Origin of the sequence: Cedecea lapagei (genome assembly GCF_900635955.1) — a bacterium.
Taxonomy (GTDB): Bacteria; Pseudomonadota; Gammaproteobacteria; order Enterobacterales; family Enterobacteriaceae; genus Cedecea; species Cedecea lapagei.
On the sequence record NZ_LR134201.1, the window covers coordinates 1,824,551 to 1,841,680 of the forward strand.

The following is a 17,130-nucleotide window of genomic DNA, read 5'->3' on the forward strand; positions in this document are numbered from 1 at the left end:
GAAATAAGCTGTCTGAAGTCGTTAGGAGGGCAACGATTTTATCATCAATTAATCCCGTCAACGCTGCAGATTTGTAACGAATCAGCAGGCTTTAATTGCGGCCCCGCAGGGTCATCCATATACTAAAAAGCTGTTCCGATTTTTATAAAACAACGATGCCCGAGGTGATAGATGGCACTCTCAGACCCCGATAAACAACCCGATTCTGTCTCTTCCGTGCTGAAAGTTTTTGGCATCCTGCAGGCGCTTGGCGAAGAAAAAGAGATTGGGATCACCGAGCTTTCCCAGCGTGTGATGATGTCCAAGAGCACCGTATATCGCTTTCTGCAGACGATGAAATCCCTGGGCTACGTCACTCAGCAAGAAGAGTCGGAAAAATATGCTCTCACGCTGAAGCTCTTTGAGCTGGGCAGCGGCGCTTTGCAAAACGTGGACCTTATCCGTAGTGCGGATCTGCAGATGCGCGAGCTTTCGCGTTTGACCAGAGAGGCCATCCACCTTGGCGCGCTGGACGACAGCAGTATTGTTTATATCCATAAAATTGACTCGCTCTATAACCTGCGCATGTACTCCCGGGTAGGCCGACGTAACCCGCTCTATAGCACGGCTATCGGCAAGGTTTTGCTGGCGTGGCGAGAGCCAGAGGAGGTGCTCGATATTCTCTCCGGCATTGAATATGTCCGCAGCACGGATCGCACTATCCTCAGCACCGAGGCGCTGCTTCCCGTCCTGCAGCAGGTTCGTGAGCAGGGTTATGGTGAGGATAACGAGGAGCAGGAAGAGGGGATTCGTTGTGTCGCCGTGCCGGTATTTGACCGCTTTGGTGTCGTTGTTGCCGGAATGAGCATTTCGTTCCCAACGCTGCGCTACACCGAGGAAGGACTTAGAGAATACGTCGACAGGCTTCAGCAGGCAGCCCGCACGCTTTCACAGCAAATGGGCTATCATCACTACCCTTTCTGAGCGTGGAGAGGGCCGCACCGTCGGCGCGGCCCTGCCACCTAGCCGTTATCAACAGGCCTGTCGACTTTACGAAGCAGCGGGCAGTCGGTCAGACCAATAATCCCGCTGTCGGTGTGAATAAACTGTGCGGTCACGGTATTGCGCGCCGTCAGGTACTTACACTGGAGTCCAAGCCCGGCAGCATTTTCTTTGCTGCCTATCAGTACACCGTAGCCGGAGAGCAGGAGCCCAATCCAGATGATGGCGATAATAACAATCGTACGGAGAATCACGCGCATGCCCACCTCAAACATCAATTAATTCCTCTGTTAAGCTTAACTAACATAACAGGCGGCACAATCTGATGATTCTGAAATAAAACAGCAGGAATCGTTACTTATGGTTTAATTGGATAGTGTTAAATTAGCAAAACTCTTGGGTCATGAGGTGACGTTGTAGTGAGAAAGTACAGATGGGTGATTGTGTTTATCATTGTTGTTACCTGCCTGCTGTTATGGACTCAAATGATAAATGTGATGTGCGACCAGGATGTGCAATTTTTCAGCGGCGTTTGTACCATTAATAAATTTATCCCCTGGTAGTGATTCTTCTCTCTCTGCCTCAGGTGTAGAATGCCTTTTTTTTGAGGTGGTAAGATGAACGAATTGGGTTTTAGTGCAGTAAATATCATGCCGCTGGCTATCTCGCTGGTGACCTTGATAGTCGGTCTTGTGTTGTGGTTTTTTGTGAATCGTTCCAGCAGCCGCGCAAACGATCAGATTGCGTTGCTTGAGGAGCTGGTCGATCTCCAGAAGCGTCAGAATGCTTTGCTGCGTCGCCTGTGCGAAGCCAACGAACCGGAGCCGGAAAAGCCTGCTGCGGCTGCGCAAGAAGAGAATGATGACGACTTTGTTCGTCTGGTAGCGGAACGCTAACCAGGCCGGAGGTGGGATGAGCTGGAAAAACCCCTGGTATAACCCGCAGTTATCCCACCATCTGCCCGATGGGTTCCGAAACACGGAGCCTTCTGAGCGGCAGCCTGGGGACCTCAAACGCTGGCGGCAGGAGCGCAAAGCGCAACATCTGCCGCAGCCGCCGGGCGAAGGTTACTCCGCTTTTATCAAACGCTGGTGGCAACAGGCAGACCTGAGCGGTACCGACGACCGCGTTTGGTGGCTGGGGCATGCCACTTTATTACTGCGACTCAATGGCTACATTTTGCTGACCGATCCCGTTTTCTCCCGTCGGGCATCCCCCGTTTCTTTTGCCGGCCCTTCACGGCAAACCGAAGTGCCGCTCGCTCTCAAACAGTTACCCCGACTGGATGCGGTGTTCATTTCGCATAACCATTATGACCATCTGGACAGCAAAACCGTACGCCGGTTGTTCAAACGTTTCCCGAACGTGCATTTCTTTGTGCCGCTTGGCCTGAAGAGGTGGTTCAGTCAACGGGGAATAGAGCAGGTGACGGAGCTGGACTGGTGGCAAAGCTTTAACTGGAGCGGCATGGTTTTCACTCCCGTGCCGGCGCGCCACTGGAGTATGCGAACTTTCTGGGATCGTAACCGGTCGCTGTGGTGCGGCTGGGTTATTGAGCATGGCTCGCTGCGCTTTTGGTTCAGCGGTGATTCCGGTTACACCGAGTCTCTGGCAGAGATCGCCCGGCGATTAGGGCCGTTTGATATGGCGGCCTTACCTATCGGCGCCTATGAGCCCCGCTGGTTTATGGGGGACCACCATATGGATCCCCAGCAGGCGGTAACCCTCTGGCAAGCGATCGGCAAACCAACCACTATTCCTATCCACTGGGGAGTATTTGAGCTTGCCGACGAGTCGCTCGATAAGCCGCCTCTGGAATTGCGTAAGGCGCTGGAAGCGCAGGGCGAAACTGATGCTGCGTTCTCGCCGCTGCGTATTGGACAAAGTTTGCCCTTAACGAAAAAATAAGTATTTATTATTATCGCGCTTTGTGATGATTTTATTTCTATTTATCCCGCTTAAAACATCTGCATTCTCTTTTTCCGCTAGCGAAACGTTTTTATTGCCTTATGCTGGGGCACGGTGTCATTAAAATTTCATTATTTTGGTGCAATATATCAGGACCACTGTACAAGCTTTATTCTGCTGTACGTTTTAAATACGCGGGGCTAAGCCCGTAAACGGACACGGTGATTGGCCTTAGGTTAATTTGTGCATAGATATGCATAAAAAATTCTAAGGATATATCCTTACGCCAGGATTTTATTAATCTGAAATCTGGACGAAAAGTGCGGTTTACGCTAAGGTTCAGACGTCGCCAGAATATTGTTGAAACACAAGCTGTTGCAGCAACTTTCAGGGTGAAAATTAATGTTTAAAAGTGCAGGCTACTTTCTCAAAGTAACCGTGTAATTTTCTGAATCTGTGCGGCAGATCGACACATGCTTAAAAATGGCTTGCCATTGGTAACGTTGTGTGTGATAACACATTGGGTTAAACGAGGTACAGTTCTGTTTATGTGTGGCATTTTCAGTAAAGAAGACCTGAGTAAACACGTTGTCGTTGAATACCGCTTCTCTGCCGAGCCTTATATTAGTGCCTCATGCAGTAATGTCTCTGTTTTATCTAAGTTATGCCTGCGGGCGAAGAATACAATCTAAGGAATTTGCAAAATGGCAAAGATTAAAGGTCAAGTTAAGTGGTTCAACGAGTCTAAAGGTTTTGGTTTCATTACTCCAGCTGACGGCAGCAAAGATGTATTCGTACACTTCTCTGCAATCCAGGGTAATGGCTTCAAAACTCTGGCTGAAGGCCAGAACGTTGAATTCGAAATCCAGGACGGCCAGAAAGGCCCTGCTGCAGTTAACGTGACTGCCATCTAATTCTGCTGGATTAGAGCTCAGGCGCGAATAACGCCGAATTGTGCCAGAAGCCTCGTTTCGACGGGGCTTTTTCACGTCTGCAGCCCATCGACGTTTTCAGGTCATTAACAAACTGAATCATTTGTTGCCTCTTGTTGCAAAGCTGCGAAGGTATTAGCACTGTTCTCCCGGTAAAAATGCCCGAATCTGGTTAAATCTTTCAATCGCTTAGGCTGTTCAAGGAGTGGTTGTGAAGAAGGGTGTACCTGCTTTAACCGGTAATTTTATCCAGTGGCGTTTTGGGCTACTGTGCGTGGCTATCACCGGAAGTCTGATTTTCCTGCTTGGGCGTATCGCCTGGCTGCAAATCATCTCGCCTGATAATCTGGTTAAGCAGGAGGATATGCGCTCCCTGCGCGAAGAGCCGATTGAGGTGCCTCGCGGAATGATAGAGGACCGCAACGGTAAACCCCTGGCCGTCAGCGTGCCGGTTGAGGCGGTGTGGGCTGATCCGAAAACGGTGATGGAAAAGGGCGGTGTGCTGGTCAACAGCCGCTGGCAGGCCCTGGCCTCTGCGCTTCATGTTCCCCTCAGCGAAATCGCCGCACGCATTCACAGCAACGAACGCGGACGTTTTATCTATCTCGCCCGCCAGCTTGATCCCCAGCAGGCGCAATACATCGACAAACTTAATATTCCCGGCATCGCCCTGCGCGATGAGTCACGCCGTTTTTATCCCGCCGGGCGAGTGGGCGCCAACCTGATTGGCTTCACCAACATTGACGATCAGGGCATCGAGGGTATCGAGAAGAGCTTTAACCAACAGCTCACCGGCAAAGAGGGTGAGCGCCTGGTGCGTAAAGACCGCTACGGTCATGTGGTAGAAAATATCACCGAAAACCCGGCCAGTCCGGCGCACAATATTCAGCTCAGTATCGATGAACGGCTGCAAACCGTTACTGAAGATGCCCTGAGCAACGCCGTGTCGTGGAACAAAGCAGAGTCCGGTGCGGCGGTGGTCATTGACGTGCAGACCGGTGAAGTGCTGGCGATGGCCAACTATCCCACCTTTAACCCAAACAATCGTGATGACGCAAAGCTTGATGATTTCCGCAACAGGGCGATAAGCGATACCTTCGAGCCCGGCTCAACGGTGAAGCCGATGGTGGTGATGACGGCGCTGCAGCAGGGGATTGTCCGGCCCGACAGCGTGATCGACACTCATCCGTTTACCCTTGATGGGCACCATATTCGGGACGTGGGTTTTTATCCGCAGCTGACGTTAACCGGCGTGCTGCAGAAATCGAGCGATACCGGCGTTTCCCGCCTTTCACTGGCGATGCCCGTCCAGCATATCTGGGACACTTACCATAAATTTGGCTTCGGGGTACCGACGGCTATCGGGCTTACCGGGGAAAGCCGCGGTCTGCTGCCGGTGCGCCAGCGCTGGGGCGAGCTGGACAGAGCGACCTTCGCCTTTGGCTATGGGCTGATGGTGACGCCGCTTCAGCTTGCTCACGTTTACGCGACTATCGGCAGCTTTGGTATTTCACGCCCGCTCTCCATCACGCGCGTCGATCCGCCGGTCGAAGGGCAGAGAGTGATGCCGGAAGAGATTGTTCATGAAGTGGAGCATATGATGGAAAGCGTGGCGCTTCCGGGCGGCGGTGGCGTTAAGGCAGCGGTCCACGGCTATCGCGTTGCGGTAAAAACCGGGACGGCGAAAAAGATCGGCCCGGATGGAAAATACATCGACCAGTATGTTGCCTACACGGCAGGCGTGGCTCCTGCCAGCAATCCTCGCTATGCGCTGGTGGTGGTGATTAACGATCCTTCAAACGGTAAATACTACGGCGGCGCGGTTTCGGCCCCGGTATTCAGCCAGATTATGGGAGATGTTTTGCGCCTTGAAAATATTGAACCCGACGGGCTGCCGGCAGGAGATAACAGCGTGTTGGTATTGAATAAAATGGAGAATGACCACGCCGCTATGTAGCGGTTTCGCAAAGGGGCCATTTGGCGTTACACTTGCGCCCTTTATTGCCTCCGGAGTTCTCTATGTCCTGGCTTTGCCCACTCTGCCATACCGTGCTTGCCGCCAGCGCGAACAGCTATCGCTGCCCTCAGGGGCATCAATTTGATATGGCTAAAGAAGGCTATGTTAATTTGCTGCCCGTTCAGCATAAACGTTCGAAAGATCCGGGCGACAGCGCGGAAATGATGCAGGCTCGCCGGGCTTTTCTGGACGCCGGGCATTACCAGCCCTTACGCGAAGCGATCTGCCAGATTCTAAAGGCGGCTACGCCGTCTGCCTTACTGGATATAGGCTGCGGTGAAGGCTATTACACGGCGGGATTTGCTGAGGTTGTGGCAGAGAAGGGGGGAGAGACCTGGGGGCTGGATGTTTCAAAGGTCGCCATTCGCTACGCGGCGAAACGCTACCGCGAGGTTAAGTTTTGCGTAGCTTCAAGCCACCGCCTGCCGTTTGCCAATGAGAGCATGGATGCGATTGTGCGCATCTTTGCGCCCTGTAAAGCCGAAGAGCTGGCGAGGGTGGTGAAGCGAGGCGGCATGGTGGTGACGGCTACGCCTGGTCCACGCCATCTGATGCAGCTGAAAGGTTTGATTTATCAGGATATCGTGTTGCACAGCGAGGAAGTGGAGGCGATGCCCGGCTTTAGCCTGCAACAGACGCTGCAACCCGGCTGGGCGATGAGCCTGCGCGGTGATGAAGCTGCAGCCCTGCTGCAAATGACGCCGTTCGCCTGGCGCGCTCGCCCGGAAGTATGGCAAGCGCTGAAGGAAGAAACGGCGTTTAGCTGTGAAACCGATTTTGTGGTGCGGGTCTGGCAGCGCGATTGATCAGCTAAACGGTGCGAAGTGGCTGTACATAATCTGGCAGCCAATGCCTATCAGCACGAGACCGCCGAGAATCTCTGCACGTTTCCCCAGTATTGGGCCGATAAAGCGGCCAACCATCATACCCAGCGTCGACATAATTGCCGTGGCGCAGCCGATGGCCAGTGCGGTCTGAACGATATTGACCTGCAGGAAGGCAAGGCCGACGCCCACGGCCATCGCATCCAGGCTGGTGGCAATCGCCGTTGTTACCAGCAGCCAGAAGCCGTGGCGATGAATTTTCGGGGCGTCTTCCTGACTTGTGCCGCGGAAACCTTCCAGCACCATACGTCCGCCAAGGAATACCAGCAATATAAAGGCAACCCAATGGTTCCATTCGAGCACGACCTGGCTTGCCAGCAGGCCAAGTCCCCAGCCGATGAGCGGGGTTATCGCTTCGATAGCGCCAAAAATAAGGCCGGTGCGCAGGGCTTCGGAAAATTTGGGTTTATGGAGCGTGGCGCCTTTGCCGATGGATGCGGCGAACGCGTCCATGGACATGCCGAAAGCGAGCAGGATAGTTGCGGAGAGATTCATCATGTTGCCTCAGTTGGGGATATCCATATACACGCAGACCATCCCCAACTTTACGATGGCGCGTGCCTATGGTCTCGCCTACTCAGAGCTCTGAGGCGTACATGCCACGTTAATCTCAAGGGCGGATATAACGAGTATGTTGACATGTACATTTCTGCCTATGGCAGAAATCGGCTACTCCCCAACGACGGGCGCAACCTTAACATATTTTTTTAAATTAAAACAATCTTTGAATTCTATTTTTCGCATTATTTCTTGATAACGATGGGCATTTCACCGCATATGCAAATGAAACGTTAAAATAAAGCCATATAAATTTTATGAAATAGCAATGGCTATGTTTTGCTGACCAAAAATAAGCCACAAATATAGACGTTGCTATAATTGTAACTTACTGAGTTGAAACCATTAATTTGTATATTTTTTCAAGGTCATCAATATTCTTTACCCGAATCAGTAAGCGTCGCTGCTCTAATTGCATCACCAGCACGCCATCCTCAGATAAATTCATCTCTTTAATACGGTTATATTCCACCCAAACATTGGCGAAGAAAAAACCATGGCTTTTGAACACGATCTTCGGCTGCCTGAACCATGACAGATAAATGGCCATCAATGCCAGGGCAGATAATAACCACGTGGTCAGCGGGGTGCCGTGAGCCGTGATGTTGTTGTAGATGAGGATGCCGATGAGAAAGACAAAGATGGCGCTGTCGACACGGTTGCGGCGTAGCAGGGGGATTTTAAGCAGGGTTTTGCCCTTAAGTCTGTCCATCACAAATTCATCGTAAACAGCAAAAGCCAGCAGCAGCGCGATGAAAACAACCAGCACGACATCCGTCAGCGTCATGAAACCTCCCGTTAAAGATAAAAAAACCGGGAGCTAAATGCCCCCGGTTGGCAGTTCAAATTACAGACCGAGCAGGCCGATAGCGTAACCGACAATCCCGATAACGAAGAAGCCCATAATGATCCACAGCGCGTTGACTTTTTTGCGCAGCAGCCACATACAGGCGAAGGTCAGCAGCAGCGGGACCAGGCCCGGCATCAGCTGATCAAGGATTGTCTGCACGGTGGTAACCTTAACCGCGCCGGTCTGGTCGGTGATTTTCGACACCACCAGCGGGATATTAACGTGCGTCCACTTGTTGACCAGCGCCCCCATGACAAAGAGGCCGAGAATAGACGCCCCTTCCGTCAGTTTTTGCAGGAAGCCGCCGCCCATATCCTTAACGATATCGACGCCTTTGCGGTAGCCGTAGGCCACGCCGTAATAGCGAGTCAGCAGGCGCACCGCGTTGAACAGGATAAAGAACAGCAGTGGGCCAAGCAGGCTGCCGCTCATGGCAATCCCGGCGCCCAGGGCAGCGAAGACCGGCCGTACGGTACCCCAGAAGATAGGGTCCCCCACGCCTGCCAGCGGTCCCATCAGGCCCACTTTGATGCCGTTTATCGCACCGTCGTCAATCTCTGCGCCGTTAGCACGCTGCTCTTCCATCGCCAGCGTCACGCCCAGCACCGGAGCGGCAACGTAAGGGTGGGTGTTAAAGAACTCCAGGTGACGCTTGATCGCCTGGCGGCGGGCGTCATTATTTTCCGGATATAAGCGTTTGATTACCGGAACCATACAGAAGCAGAAGCCTAAGGCCTGCATACGTTCGAAGTTCCAGGATCCCTGGAACAGGTTAGAACGCAGGAATACGCCACGAATATCACTCTGGGTGATCTTCTTCTCAGTCGCTAATTTAGTGGAATCAACCATTTCGCTCACCTGTTAGTCCAGTTCGTTATCAAGATCGTTAGCGGCAGCAGCCTGGGCCGGAGCGCCTGCGCTGCGGTTGTATTTAGGGCTCAGCTGGATGTAGAGGATGGCCATGACTGCGCCAATCACGCCCAGTGCCACCAGGTTGAAGTTGGTGAACGCTGCGGTAACGAAACCGAGGTAGAAGAACGGCATCAGGTAGCCCGCACGCATCATGTTGATGACCATTGCGTAACCGACAACCACGATCATTCCGCCCGCGATGTTCAGGCCGCTGGTAACCACCTCAGGAATGGCGTTCAGCATGTTCTGAACTTCACTGGTGCCTACGGAGATGGCGACGATAACCGCTGGAATAGCGATACGCATTGCCTGCAGGAACAGGGAGGAGACGTGGAGCCAGGAGAGCGCCGTCAGGTTGCCGTTATTGGCGGCCCTGTCCGCGGCGTGCTGGAAGCCCACGGTAATGGTACGTACGATAATGGTCAGTACCTGGCCTGCGGCGGCCAGCGGAATTGCCAGCGCGATACCGGCGCCGATGCTTTGATGCCCGGCGATAACCAGAATGGTAGAGATAATTGAGGCGAGGGCGGCATCGGGCGCAACGGCGGCACCGATGTTCATCCAGCCCAGGGCAATCATTTCCAGCGTACCGCCGATGATGATGCCGGTTTTCATGTCGCCGAGCACGGCGCCGATTAAGGTACAGGCGATAAGCGGACGGTGAAACTGAAATTCATCGAGCACCGACTCCATACCTGCGATACAGGCTACGACAAACACCAGCACAATCTGAAGAGTGGTAATCTCCATTGTACTTCTCCTATTGACGATGACTTATGTGTGAAATCTGAGCAGTATTATTAGTGATGACAATCATTTAACTTTAGCGATCAGATCCATCATTTTCAGTTTTTGATCGGTAGACACTTTCCGTGCTTCCAGCTCAATACCGCGGTCATTCAGTTTTTTGAAGGCTTCGATATCTTTATCATCGACGGAAATCGCGTTGTTCACCTGGGTTTTGCCCTGGCGGAACGCCATGCCGCCGATATTAACGGAGGTGATTTTTACGCCCCCCTCAACGATGCGCTCCACGTCAGTGGGGTTGGTGAACAGCAGCATCACGCGCTCACCGGCATATTTAGGGTTGTTGTAAACGCGGATCATTTTCGCGACATCCACGACGTGAGCGGTTACGCCCGGCGGTGCAACCTGAGTCAGCAGCGTTTTACGAACCGTATCTGCTGCGACCTCGTCACTGACCACGATGATGCGGGTCACGTTGGTTTCTTTCGTCCAGCGGGTGGCTACCTGGCCATGAATTAAACGGTCGTCGATACGTGCAAGACCGATATTCATATAGTCGTTTGGCCCCATAGGCCTGGCCGGTGCGGCCTTGACGGCAGCGGCGGGGGCCGGTGTGGGTTTTTCTGCGGCTTTGGCCTTGAGCGCTTTCACGCCTTCGCGGCCGGTTTCTACAGCGTGTGCGACCAGCTCATCGAAGGTGGGGTTGTCGTCTCGCGACATCAGGGTTTCGACCAGCATCGGGATATTGACCCCGGCGACCACTTCATAGTGCTCTTTGTCTACAACGATACGACTTGCGGCATTGAATGGACTGCCGCCCCAGGTATCCACGAGGAATAACACGCCCTTGCCGGTGTCCAGTTTCTCCAGCTGTGCGTTATATTTCTCTATCAGGGTTTCAGCATTTTCACCCGGAACGAAATCTATCCAGCCAACGTTCTCTTGTTCGCCCAATAGCATTTCGGCGGTTTTCAGCAATTGTTCCGCTGCCCAGCCATGTGTGCCTATGACAATAGCAATAGTCACTTGCTACCTCCTGTTTTTGTCATTACAACACCCCTCGAAGGGTGCGGTGATGTATCGGTCTCGTTTTTAGCGAATCGATTCAGATAACGCGCTTAACGATGAAAAAAACGATTTACCAGAATTATTTTAGACAGTGAAAAAATAATTTATGTGATGAAGCTCCGTAATTTAACTTTGTCACTAATTCAAACAATTACGCTGTAAAATATGCTTAGCGTAAGTTGCAAAAAAATTGCAAATTCAGGTAAATCTTTGCCAAAGCCCGGTTTCCTTTGATAATGTTAGCGTCCGATTCACTTTCAGGAGTAGCGGGCAGTAGCCCACCCTATGGACCGTCACCGACGTCTTTTCACTGCAGGGATGCCTAAATCCCCCCTTCTTAGCGGCGTTTCGCGCCCGCAAATACGAATCACAGGCTGTTTTGCCTCCGTTACTGACGGAATGCATATTTGCCGCGCCCGGCACGGGAGTCTGACATGGAACTGTTAATGGACCCGCAAATTTGGGCCGGTTTACTCACGCTTGTGGTGCTGGAAATCGTACTGGGTATTGATAACCTGGTCTTTATTGCCATTCTTGCGGACAAGCTTCCGCCGAAGCAGCGCGATAAGGCCCGGCTGATCGGCCTGTCGCTGGCGCTGGTGATGCGCCTGGGGCTGCTGTCGCTGATCTCCTGGCTTGTGACGTTGACGAAACCGCTGTTCAGCATCGCGGATTTCACGTTCTCGGGCCGGGATCTGATTATGCTGGTGGGGGGCATCTTCCTGCTGTTTAAAGCCACAACTGAGCTGCACGAGCGCCTTGAAAACCGTCAGCACGACGACGGCCACGGTAAAGGCTATGCCAGCTTCTGGGTGGTGGTACTGCAGATTGTGGTGCTTGACGCCGTCTTCTCGCTGGATGCGGTGATTACCGCGGTAGGGATGGTGAACCATCTTCCGGTGATGATGGCTGCAGTCGTCATCGCTATGGGCGTCATGCTGCTGGCCTCCAGGCCGCTGACCAATTTTGTGAACCAGCATCCGACGGTGGTTGTGCTCTGCCTGAGCTTCCTGTTGATGATTGGTTTGAGCCTGGTGGCGGAAGGTTTTGGCTTCCATATTCCGAAAGGTTACCTGTACGCGGCCATTGGCTTCTCGATAATTATCGAACTGTTTAACCAGATCGCGCGTCGTAACTTTATTCGCCATCAGTCGCGTCAGCCGCTGCGTGCCCGTACCGCCGACGCGATTCTGCGCATGATGAGCGGCAAGCGTCAGGAGCGTACCCAGAACAGGGAAGACAGCAAAACAATGACGCCTATCGAGGCCGAATCTTTTGCAGAAGAAGAGCGCTACATGATCAACGGCGTGCTGACGCTGGCGTCCCGTTCACTGCGCAGCATCATGACGCCGCGCGGCGAGATCTCCTGGGTTGATGCGATGAAAAGCGTCTCGGAGATCCGCGAACAGCTGCTGGAGTCTCCACATAGCCTGTTCCCGGTGTGCCGTGGTGAGCTGGACGAAATTATCGGCGTCGTGCGTGCTAAGGAGCTGCTGGTGGCGCTGGATGTCGGCGTTGATGTGGCTGCTATTGCTGCTCAGTCGCCGGCGATTGTGGTGCCGGAAACGCTGGATCCTATCAACCTGCTGAGCGTGCTGCGCCGTGCTCGCGGCAGCTTCGTTATCGTGAACAACGAATTTGGCGTGGTGCAGGGGCTGGTAACGCCGCTGGACGTGCTGGAAGCGATTGCCGGCGAGTTCCCGGATGCGGACGAAACTCCTGAGATCGTGCGCGACGGCGATGGCTGGCTGGTAAAAGGATCAACGGACCTGCATGCGCTTCAGCAGCGTCTGGACATTCACCGTCTGATGCACAACGAAGAAGATATAGCTTCTATCGCCGGTCTGGTGATTTCGGTGAACGGCCATATCCCTAAAGTAGGCGAGGTCATCGAGGTGCCGCCGCTGCGTATTCAGATCGTTGAAGCGAATGATTACCGGGTTGATTTGGTTCGCGTGGAGAAAGAACGCTCTCCACACGAGGATGAAGAAGAGTAATCCACGCGCTAAATTAGATAAAAAAAACGCCGCATTAGCGGCGTTTTTTTATTACGAGTTAATCGCACTGAACCTTAATGGCCAGGCCGCCTCGCGACGTTTCGCGATATTTAGCGTTCATGTCTTTGCCCGTTTCGTACATGGTTTCAATAACCTTATCGAGCGAAACGCGTGGCGCGCTGGTACGGCGCATTGCCATACGGGTGGCGTTAATGGCCTTCACCGAGGCGATAGCATTACGCTCGATACAAGGAACCTGAACCTGCCCGGCAACAGGGTCACAGGTCAGGCCAAGGTTGTGCTCCATGCCGATTTCAGCTGCGATACAAACCTGCTCAGGAGAGGCCCCCATAATTTCAGCAAGGCCCGCGGCCGCCATCGAACAGGCAACGCCCACTTCACCCTGACAGCCCACTTCCGCACCGGAAATAGAGGCGTTCATCTTGTAGAGCACGCCAATGGCACCCGATGCCAGGAAGTAACGAATCCAGGTATCAGGCGTGACCGGCTCAATAAAGTGGTCGTAGTAGGCCAATACCGCCGGCACAATCCCGCAGGCGCCGTTGGTTGGCGCCGTGACGACGCGGCCACCGGCGGCATTTTCCTCATTCACCGCCAGGGCAAACATGTTCACCCAGTCAACCACGTTCATCGGGTCGCTGGAGAGTTTGTCGCTGGACACCAGCATGCGGCGCAGAGCGGAAGCACGGCGAGGCACACGCAGCGGGCCGGGCAGCACGCCTTCCGTATTCATCCCGCGATCGATACAGGCGCGCATCGTCTGCCAGATATTGGCGAAGTAATCTTCGACTTCCTGACGGCTGTGCAGCGCCAGTTCGTTCTGCATCACCATGCCGGAGACGGAAAGCCCGGTATCTTTACAGTGCTGCAGCATCTCCTGGGCGGAATGGAACGGGTAAGGTACGGACACTTCGTTTACCGAATCTTTCCCAAAATGTTCCTCGTCAACGATAAAACCGCCGCCGATGGAGTAGTAGGTTTTGCTGTAGATCTCTTTGTCGCCGTTAAAAGCGTGGATCTGCATGCCGTTTTCGTGCAGCGGCAGGTTGTCGCTACGAAAACGCATGCCGTTATCCTGCGGGAAATCAACCTCATGGCGGCCCTGAGCGATAAGCAGGCGACCCCGGGTTTCGACATCGCGGATAAAGGCAGGAATAGCGTCGATATCCACGTTATCCGGCTGGTTGCCCGCCAGGCCCATGATAATTGCAATATCGGTATGGTGGCCTTTCCCCGTCAGGGAAAGGGAGCCATAGACATCCACCGCAATGCGGGTGGTGCTGTCCAGCAGCCCTTGTTCGATCAGTGCGTCGACAAATTGTTTCCCGGCCTTCATTGGGCCGACGGTATGGGAGCTTGATGGCCCGATGCCGACCTTGAACATGTCGAATATGCTAATCACTCTAAAACTCCTCTGATAGCACCCTGTTTCATGGAACATGATGCTTTGAAATGGCTAAGCGCTAGTTTAAAAATTTATTGCTTCCCCGAGGAAACTATTCACATGAATTAAACTAATGCTTAACCATAAACCACCTAATAGCAGATGATTTATGGCCTTAATGGTTCCTGAATATAGCCATTTTTAGCGTTTTAAACTGTCGTCTGGATCGCTATCTACCTGCAAAGAAAGTTCCCGAATAATGCCCGCCGTCATGCCCCAGACAAAATAACGCTGATACCAGGAGAGCCAGACGCGATGCGCGTTGCCCCGACGATGAATGTCTAAAGGATGGTAGCGTCCGAGACTCAACGCTTCAGCCAGCGGCATCTCAAAGACCGCCGACACTTCGTCTTCGCTGGCGCGCCAGGGTAAATCTGGCGGAATAATGCCGACAATCGGCGTCACCCGGAACCCGGTCACGCTGTCCACCGGGGGAAGGGTACCAATCACTTCGACGGATTCCGGCGGAATAGCGATCTCTTCCTGAGCCTCACGGAGCGCCGCGGCAATCAACGAACCGTCGGTATCGTCCACTGCGCCGCCGGGGAAGGCCACCTGACCCGCATGTTTACGCAACATAATCGAGCGTTGGGTGAGCAAAAGGCCCGGCTGAGGACGGCGCACGATAGGCACCAGCACCGCCGCCTGACGCTGGTTGCCGACAGGCCCGCTCTCCGTCGGGCGCAGCAACTGAAAGCGGGTGAGGAAATCATTCAGCGTCAGGGACGAACCGGCCATGCATTAACTCTCCAGTAGGGGCAAAATACGATTAATTTTATCAAAAGTTTCCTGATATTCCGCCGCTTCGTTGCTGTCGGCGACGATACCGCCGCCCGCAGAGCAATACAGTTTTCCGCCCTCTGCGGTCAGCGTGCGGATGGTGATGCTCGTATCCATATTTCCGCAGAAACTAATGTAGCCGATGCTGCCACACCATGCGTTACGCCTGTGCGGCTCCAGCTCCTCGATAATCTCCATTGCCCGCACCTTAGGCGCGCCGGTGATAGAACCGCCGGGGAAGGTCGCCTGCAGGAGATCGCAGGCGCTGAGCGCTTCGGGGAGTTCAGCGGTAATGGTGCTGACCAGATGGTGAACCGCCGGGAAAGGCTCAACCACGAACAGCTCCGGCACTCTGACGCTGCCGGGCACCGCCACGCGGCCAATGTCGTTACGCAGTAAATCAACAATCATCAGGTTTTCGGCGCGATCTTTGGCGGAGTTTGCCAGCCGATTTGCCTGCACGGCATCGGCTTCAGGATCGGCAAGACGCGGCAAGGTTCCCTTAATCGGGCGAGTCTGGATTTGCTTGTTTTCAAGCAGGACAAAGCGTTCCGGTGAAAGACTCAGAATGCAGCTTTCAGGCAGACGAAGGAAGGCGCTGAAAGGCGCACGGTTGGCCCGGTTTAACTTCTCAAATGCCTGCCATTCATCACCTTCATAGCCGGCGCTGAAGCGCTGGGCAAGATTGACCTGGTAGCAGTCCCCGCTTCTCAAATAGGCCTGAATCTGGCGGAATTTCTCGCCGTATGCCTCGCGCGACATATTGGAGTGCCATTCGCTGGTGAGCCGGAAAGGCGGGGTGGGCTCCTGCGGTTTCAGCGCATTGAGCCAGGCGAGGCGGGCCTCGATATCTCCGTAGCAGAGCAGCGTCACGCGCTTAAGCTGATGGTCGGCAACCAGCGCCCAGTCATAAATCCCCACGGCCATGTCGGGCGTGGTTAAATCCTGCTCCGCCGTAGCGGGCAATTTTTCAAACCATCGGCCTAAATCGTAGCCGAATAACCCCAGCGCACCTCCGCAGAAGGGAAGATCTGAATGCGGTTTAGGTGCAAGGCCAACGCTGTCCAGCGTCTTTTGCAGCAGCTCAAGCGGGGACTCCACGTGATGCGTCACCTGGCCGTCGCGCTCGATAACCGTTTCCCGCCCACGCGTGACGAGCGTAGCCAGCGGGTCGGCAACCATAATATCGAAGCGGTTATGGGGATGCTCGGCAAACCCGGAATGGAGAAGCATGGCCCAGGGCTGGCTGGAAAACGGTTGGAAAGCGCGCTGAACGGCATCAGGGTGCCAGCTGAGTTCGTAAAAATCGGGGGTGGTTATAACATTCATCTTGGTGGCATCGTCTGGGGCAGAGTAAAATAGCGGCTTCAGCACTGTAACAGGAGTTCAATATGATTTCAGGATTACCGGCACTCAGCCACGAGCAGCAGCAGCAGGCCGTAGAACGGATTCACGAACTGATGGCCGACGGCATGAGCAGCGGCGAAGCTATCGCCCTGGTGGCCAGCGAGATCCGTGCCTCGCACACCGGTGGTAACGTCGCCGTACGCTTTGAAGATGAGGACGACGAGGAAGAAGACCCGCAGGGCTAGCCGGGCCTCGGCGGCTTTGCGTTACACGGCGGCGATGATTTTGATTTCCACTTTGTAACGCGGGTTCATCAATTTAGCCTGTACGGTGCAGCGTACCGGCGCTTTACCTGCCACAACCCACTCATCCCACGCTTTATTCATCGCCGCAAAATCTTCGCCGTCCGGCAGGAAAATGGTCGCATCCAGAATATGGGTCTTATCGCTGCCCAGCTCGGCCAGCAGGGTGTCAATTTGCTTAAGGGTATTTGCCGTCTGCTGGTAGGCATCGGCATCCAGGTTTTCAGGCACGCCGGTGTAGTACACGGTCTGGTTATGGATCACAGCATCAGACCAGCGAGCTTCAGGTTTTATACGCGCAATACTCATGACAACTCCTTAACAACAAACGATATGTGCGGCACAGACTGCCACAATCTGATGCCCGCTTCCACCGGCTTGC

The 17,130-nt window shown here is 53.8% G+C and carries 20 protein-coding genes and 1 riboswitch; of the genes, 10 read left to right on the forward strand and 10 right to left on the reverse strand.

Annotated elements, in window-relative coordinates; translation table 11 throughout:
• Positions 1-171 precede the first annotated feature (171 nt).
• Complete coding sequence (gene kdgR / locus EL098_RS08875; protein ID WP_126355893.1) at positions 172-963, forward strand: DNA-binding transcriptional regulator KdgR; 792 nt, start codon at positions 172-174, stop codon at positions 961-963.
• Between the two features lie 38 nt (positions 964-1,001).
• Here the strand turns inward: kdgR and EL098_RS08880 are convergent, their stop codons facing one another.
• Complete coding sequence (locus EL098_RS08880; RefSeq protein ID WP_126358395.1) at positions 1,002-1,241, reverse strand: YobH family protein; 240 nt, start codon at positions 1,239-1,241, stop codon at positions 1,002-1,004.
• A gap of 159 nt (positions 1,242-1,400) precedes the next feature.
• On the opposite strand from EL098_RS08880, the gene mgrB reads away from it, so the two are divergent.
• From mgrB to rlmA, 7 genes are all read left to right on the forward strand, one after another.
• On the forward strand, positions 1,401-1,544 hold the full coding sequence (gene mgrB, locus EL098_RS08885) for a PhoP/PhoQ regulator MgrB (RefSeq protein ID WP_126355894.1): 144 nt from the start codon (positions 1,401-1,403) through the stop codon (positions 1,542-1,544).
• A 54-nt stretch (positions 1,545-1,598) separates the two neighbouring features.
• Entirely contained in the window at positions 1,599-1,877 is a 279-nt protein-coding gene (locus EL098_RS08890; RefSeq protein ID WP_126355895.1) for a YebO family protein, read from the forward strand.
• Positions 1,878-1,893: 16 nt separating this feature from the next.
• Positions 1,894-2,889 carry an MBL fold metallo-hydrolase gene (locus EL098_RS08895; protein WP_126355896.1) on the forward strand — a complete coding sequence of 332 codons (996 nt, stop codon included), beginning with the start codon at positions 1,894-1,896 and terminating at the stop codon, positions 2,887-2,889.
• 548 nt (positions 2,890-3,437) lie between these two features.
• Positions 3,438-3,581 carry a DUF2627 domain-containing protein gene (locus tag EL098_RS08900; protein ID WP_008454022.1) on the forward strand — a complete coding sequence of 48 codons (144 nt, stop codon included), beginning with the start codon at positions 3,438-3,440 and terminating at the stop codon, positions 3,579-3,581.
• A 12-nt stretch (positions 3,582-3,593) separates the two neighbouring features.
• Positions 3,594-3,803, forward strand: coding sequence for a transcription antiterminator/RNA stability regulator CspE (gene cspE / locus EL098_RS08905; RefSeq protein ID WP_001062678.1), 210 nt, complete (start codon positions 3,594-3,596; stop codon positions 3,801-3,803).
• A gap of 229 nt (positions 3,804-4,032) precedes the next feature.
• On the forward strand, positions 4,033-5,778 hold the full coding sequence (ftsI, locus tag EL098_RS08910; protein ID WP_126355897.1) for a peptidoglycan glycosyltransferase FtsI: 1,746 nt from the start codon (positions 4,033-4,035) through the stop codon (positions 5,776-5,778).
• 62 nt (positions 5,779-5,840) lie between these two features.
• Entirely contained in the window at positions 5,841-6,644 is an 804-nt protein-coding gene (rlmA, locus tag EL098_RS08915; protein WP_126355898.1) for a 23S rRNA (guanine(745)-N(1))-methyltransferase, read from the forward strand.
• On the opposite strand, the gene mntP is transcribed toward rlmA, so the two are convergent.
• The 5 genes from mntP to manX all read right to left on the reverse strand — a co-directional run bounded on the left by mntP (position 6,645) and on the right by manX (position 10,815).
• A complete protein-coding gene (gene mntP / locus EL098_RS08920) occupies positions 6,645-7,217 on the reverse strand; it encodes a manganese efflux pump MntP (RefSeq protein ID WP_126358396.1) in 573 nt (190 codons plus the stop codon).
• A gap of 6 nt (positions 7,218-7,223) precedes the next feature.
• Positions 7,224-7,412, reverse strand: a riboswitch (yybP-ykoY riboswitch).
• Positions 7,413-7,608: 196 nt separating this feature from the next.
• A complete protein-coding gene (locus EL098_RS08925) occupies positions 7,609-8,067 on the reverse strand; it encodes a DUF986 family protein (RefSeq protein WP_126355899.1) in 459 nt (152 codons plus the stop codon).
• 60 nt (positions 8,068-8,127) lie between these two features.
• Complete coding sequence (locus EL098_RS08930) at positions 8,128-8,979, reverse strand: PTS mannose transporter subunit IID (protein WP_045782906.1); 852 nt, start codon at positions 8,977-8,979, stop codon at positions 8,128-8,130.
• A 12-nt stretch (positions 8,980-8,991) separates the two neighbouring features.
• Positions 8,992-9,792: a PTS mannose/fructose/sorbose transporter subunit IIC gene (locus EL098_RS08935; protein ID WP_126355900.1), complete on the reverse strand. Its 801-nt coding sequence runs from the start codon at positions 9,790-9,792 to the stop codon at positions 8,992-8,994.
• A gap of 63 nt (positions 9,793-9,855) precedes the next feature.
• The gene (manX, locus tag EL098_RS08940) at positions 9,856-10,815 is read right to left on the reverse strand and encodes a PTS mannose transporter subunit IIAB (RefSeq protein WP_126355901.1); all 960 of its coding nucleotides are present in this window, start codon (positions 10,813-10,815) and stop codon (positions 9,856-9,858) included.
• Between the two features lie 476 nt (positions 10,816-11,291).
• Between manX and yoaE the strand changes: the two genes are divergently transcribed.
• Positions 11,292-12,854 (forward strand): CNNM family cation transport protein YoaE, encoded by a 1,563-nt coding sequence (yoaE, locus tag EL098_RS08945; protein WP_126355902.1) that lies wholly within the window; start codon positions 11,292-11,294, stop codon positions 12,852-12,854.
• A gap of 58 nt (positions 12,855-12,912) precedes the next feature.
• Here the strand turns inward: yoaE and sdaA are convergent, their stop codons facing one another.
• The 3 genes from sdaA to pabB form a co-directional block, all read right to left on the reverse strand.
• On the reverse strand, positions 12,913-14,277 hold the full coding sequence (sdaA, locus tag EL098_RS08950; RefSeq protein WP_126355903.1) for an L-serine ammonia-lyase: 1,365 nt from the start codon (positions 14,275-14,277) through the stop codon (positions 12,913-12,915).
• Between the two features lie 183 nt (positions 14,278-14,460).
• Entirely contained in the window at positions 14,461-15,057 is a 597-nt protein-coding gene (locus EL098_RS08955) for a CoA pyrophosphatase (RefSeq protein WP_126355904.1), read from the reverse strand.
• 3 nt (positions 15,058-15,060) lie between these two features.
• Entirely contained in the window at positions 15,061-16,428 is a 1,368-nt protein-coding gene (gene pabB, locus EL098_RS08960; protein ID WP_126355905.1) for an aminodeoxychorismate synthase component 1, read from the reverse strand.
• A gap of 62 nt (positions 16,429-16,490) precedes the next feature.
• On the opposite strand from pabB, the gene EL098_RS08965 reads away from it, so the two are divergent.
• On the forward strand, positions 16,491-16,691 hold the full coding sequence (locus EL098_RS08965; protein ID WP_126355906.1) for a YoaH family protein: 201 nt from the start codon (positions 16,491-16,493) through the stop codon (positions 16,689-16,691).
• Positions 16,692-16,712: 21 nt separating this feature from the next.
• Here EL098_RS08965 and EL098_RS08970 read toward each other — a convergent pair whose 3' ends face one another.
• Complete coding sequence (locus EL098_RS08970; RefSeq protein WP_126355907.1) at positions 16,713-17,057, reverse strand: RidA family protein; 345 nt, start codon at positions 17,055-17,057, stop codon at positions 16,713-16,715.
• Between the last annotated feature and the right edge of the window lie 73 nt (positions 17,058-17,130).

What these genes read in the sequence shown, in the direction of transcription:
- rlmA (WP_126355898.1), top strand. Translation starts at nt 5,841, where the DNA reads ATGTCCTGGCTTTGCCCACTCTGCCATACCGTGCTTGCCGCCAGCGCG.
- EL098_RS08895 (WP_126355896.1), top strand. Translation starts at nt 1,894, where the DNA reads ATGAGCTGGAAAAACCCCTGGTATAACCCGCAGTTATCCCACCATCTG.
- yoaE (WP_126355902.1), top strand. Translation starts at nt 11,292, where the DNA reads ATGGAACTGTTAATGGACCCGCAAATTTGGGCCGGTTTACTCACGCTT.
- EL098_RS08880 (WP_126358395.1), bottom strand. Translation starts at nt 1,241, where the DNA reads ATGCGCGTGATTCTCCGTACGATTGTTATTATCGCCATCATCTGGATT.
- pabB (WP_126355905.1), bottom strand. Translation starts at nt 16,428, where the DNA reads ATGAATGTTATAACCACCCCCGATTTTTACGAACTCAGCTGGCACCCT.
- EL098_RS08900 (WP_008454022.1), top strand. Translation starts at nt 3,438, where the DNA reads ATGTGTGGCATTTTCAGTAAAGAAGACCTGAGTAAACACGTTGTCGTT.
- EL098_RS08965 (WP_126355906.1), top strand. Translation starts at nt 16,491, where the DNA reads ATGATTTCAGGATTACCGGCACTCAGCCACGAGCAGCAGCAGCAGGCC.
- EL098_RS08930 (WP_045782906.1), bottom strand. Translation starts at nt 8,979, where the DNA reads ATGGTTGATTCCACTAAATTAGCGACTGAGAAGAAGATCACCCAGAGT.
- EL098_RS08955 (WP_126355904.1), bottom strand. Translation starts at nt 15,057, where the DNA reads ATGGCCGGTTCGTCCCTGACGCTGAATGATTTCCTCACCCGCTTTCAG.
- cspE (WP_001062678.1), top strand. Translation starts at nt 3,594, where the DNA reads ATGGCAAAGATTAAAGGTCAAGTTAAGTGGTTCAACGAGTCTAAAGGT.
- EL098_RS08890 (WP_126355895.1), top strand. Translation starts at nt 1,599, where the DNA reads ATGAACGAATTGGGTTTTAGTGCAGTAAATATCATGCCGCTGGCTATC.
- EL098_RS08925 (WP_126355899.1), bottom strand. Translation starts at nt 8,067, where the DNA reads ATGACGCTGACGGATGTCGTGCTGGTTGTTTTCATCGCGCTGCTGCTG.
- mntP (WP_126358396.1), bottom strand. Translation starts at nt 7,217, where the DNA reads ATGAATCTCTCCGCAACTATCCTGCTCGCTTTCGGCATGTCCATGGAC.
- EL098_RS08970 (WP_126355907.1), bottom strand. Translation starts at nt 17,057, where the DNA reads ATGAGTATTGCGCGTATAAAACCTGAAGCTCGCTGGTCTGATGCTGTG.
- kdgR (WP_126355893.1), top strand. Translation starts at nt 172, where the DNA reads ATGGCACTCTCAGACCCCGATAAACAACCCGATTCTGTCTCTTCCGTG.
- EL098_RS08935 (WP_126355900.1), bottom strand. Translation starts at nt 9,792, where the DNA reads ATGGAGATTACCACTCTTCAGATTGTGCTGGTGTTTGTCGTAGCCTGT.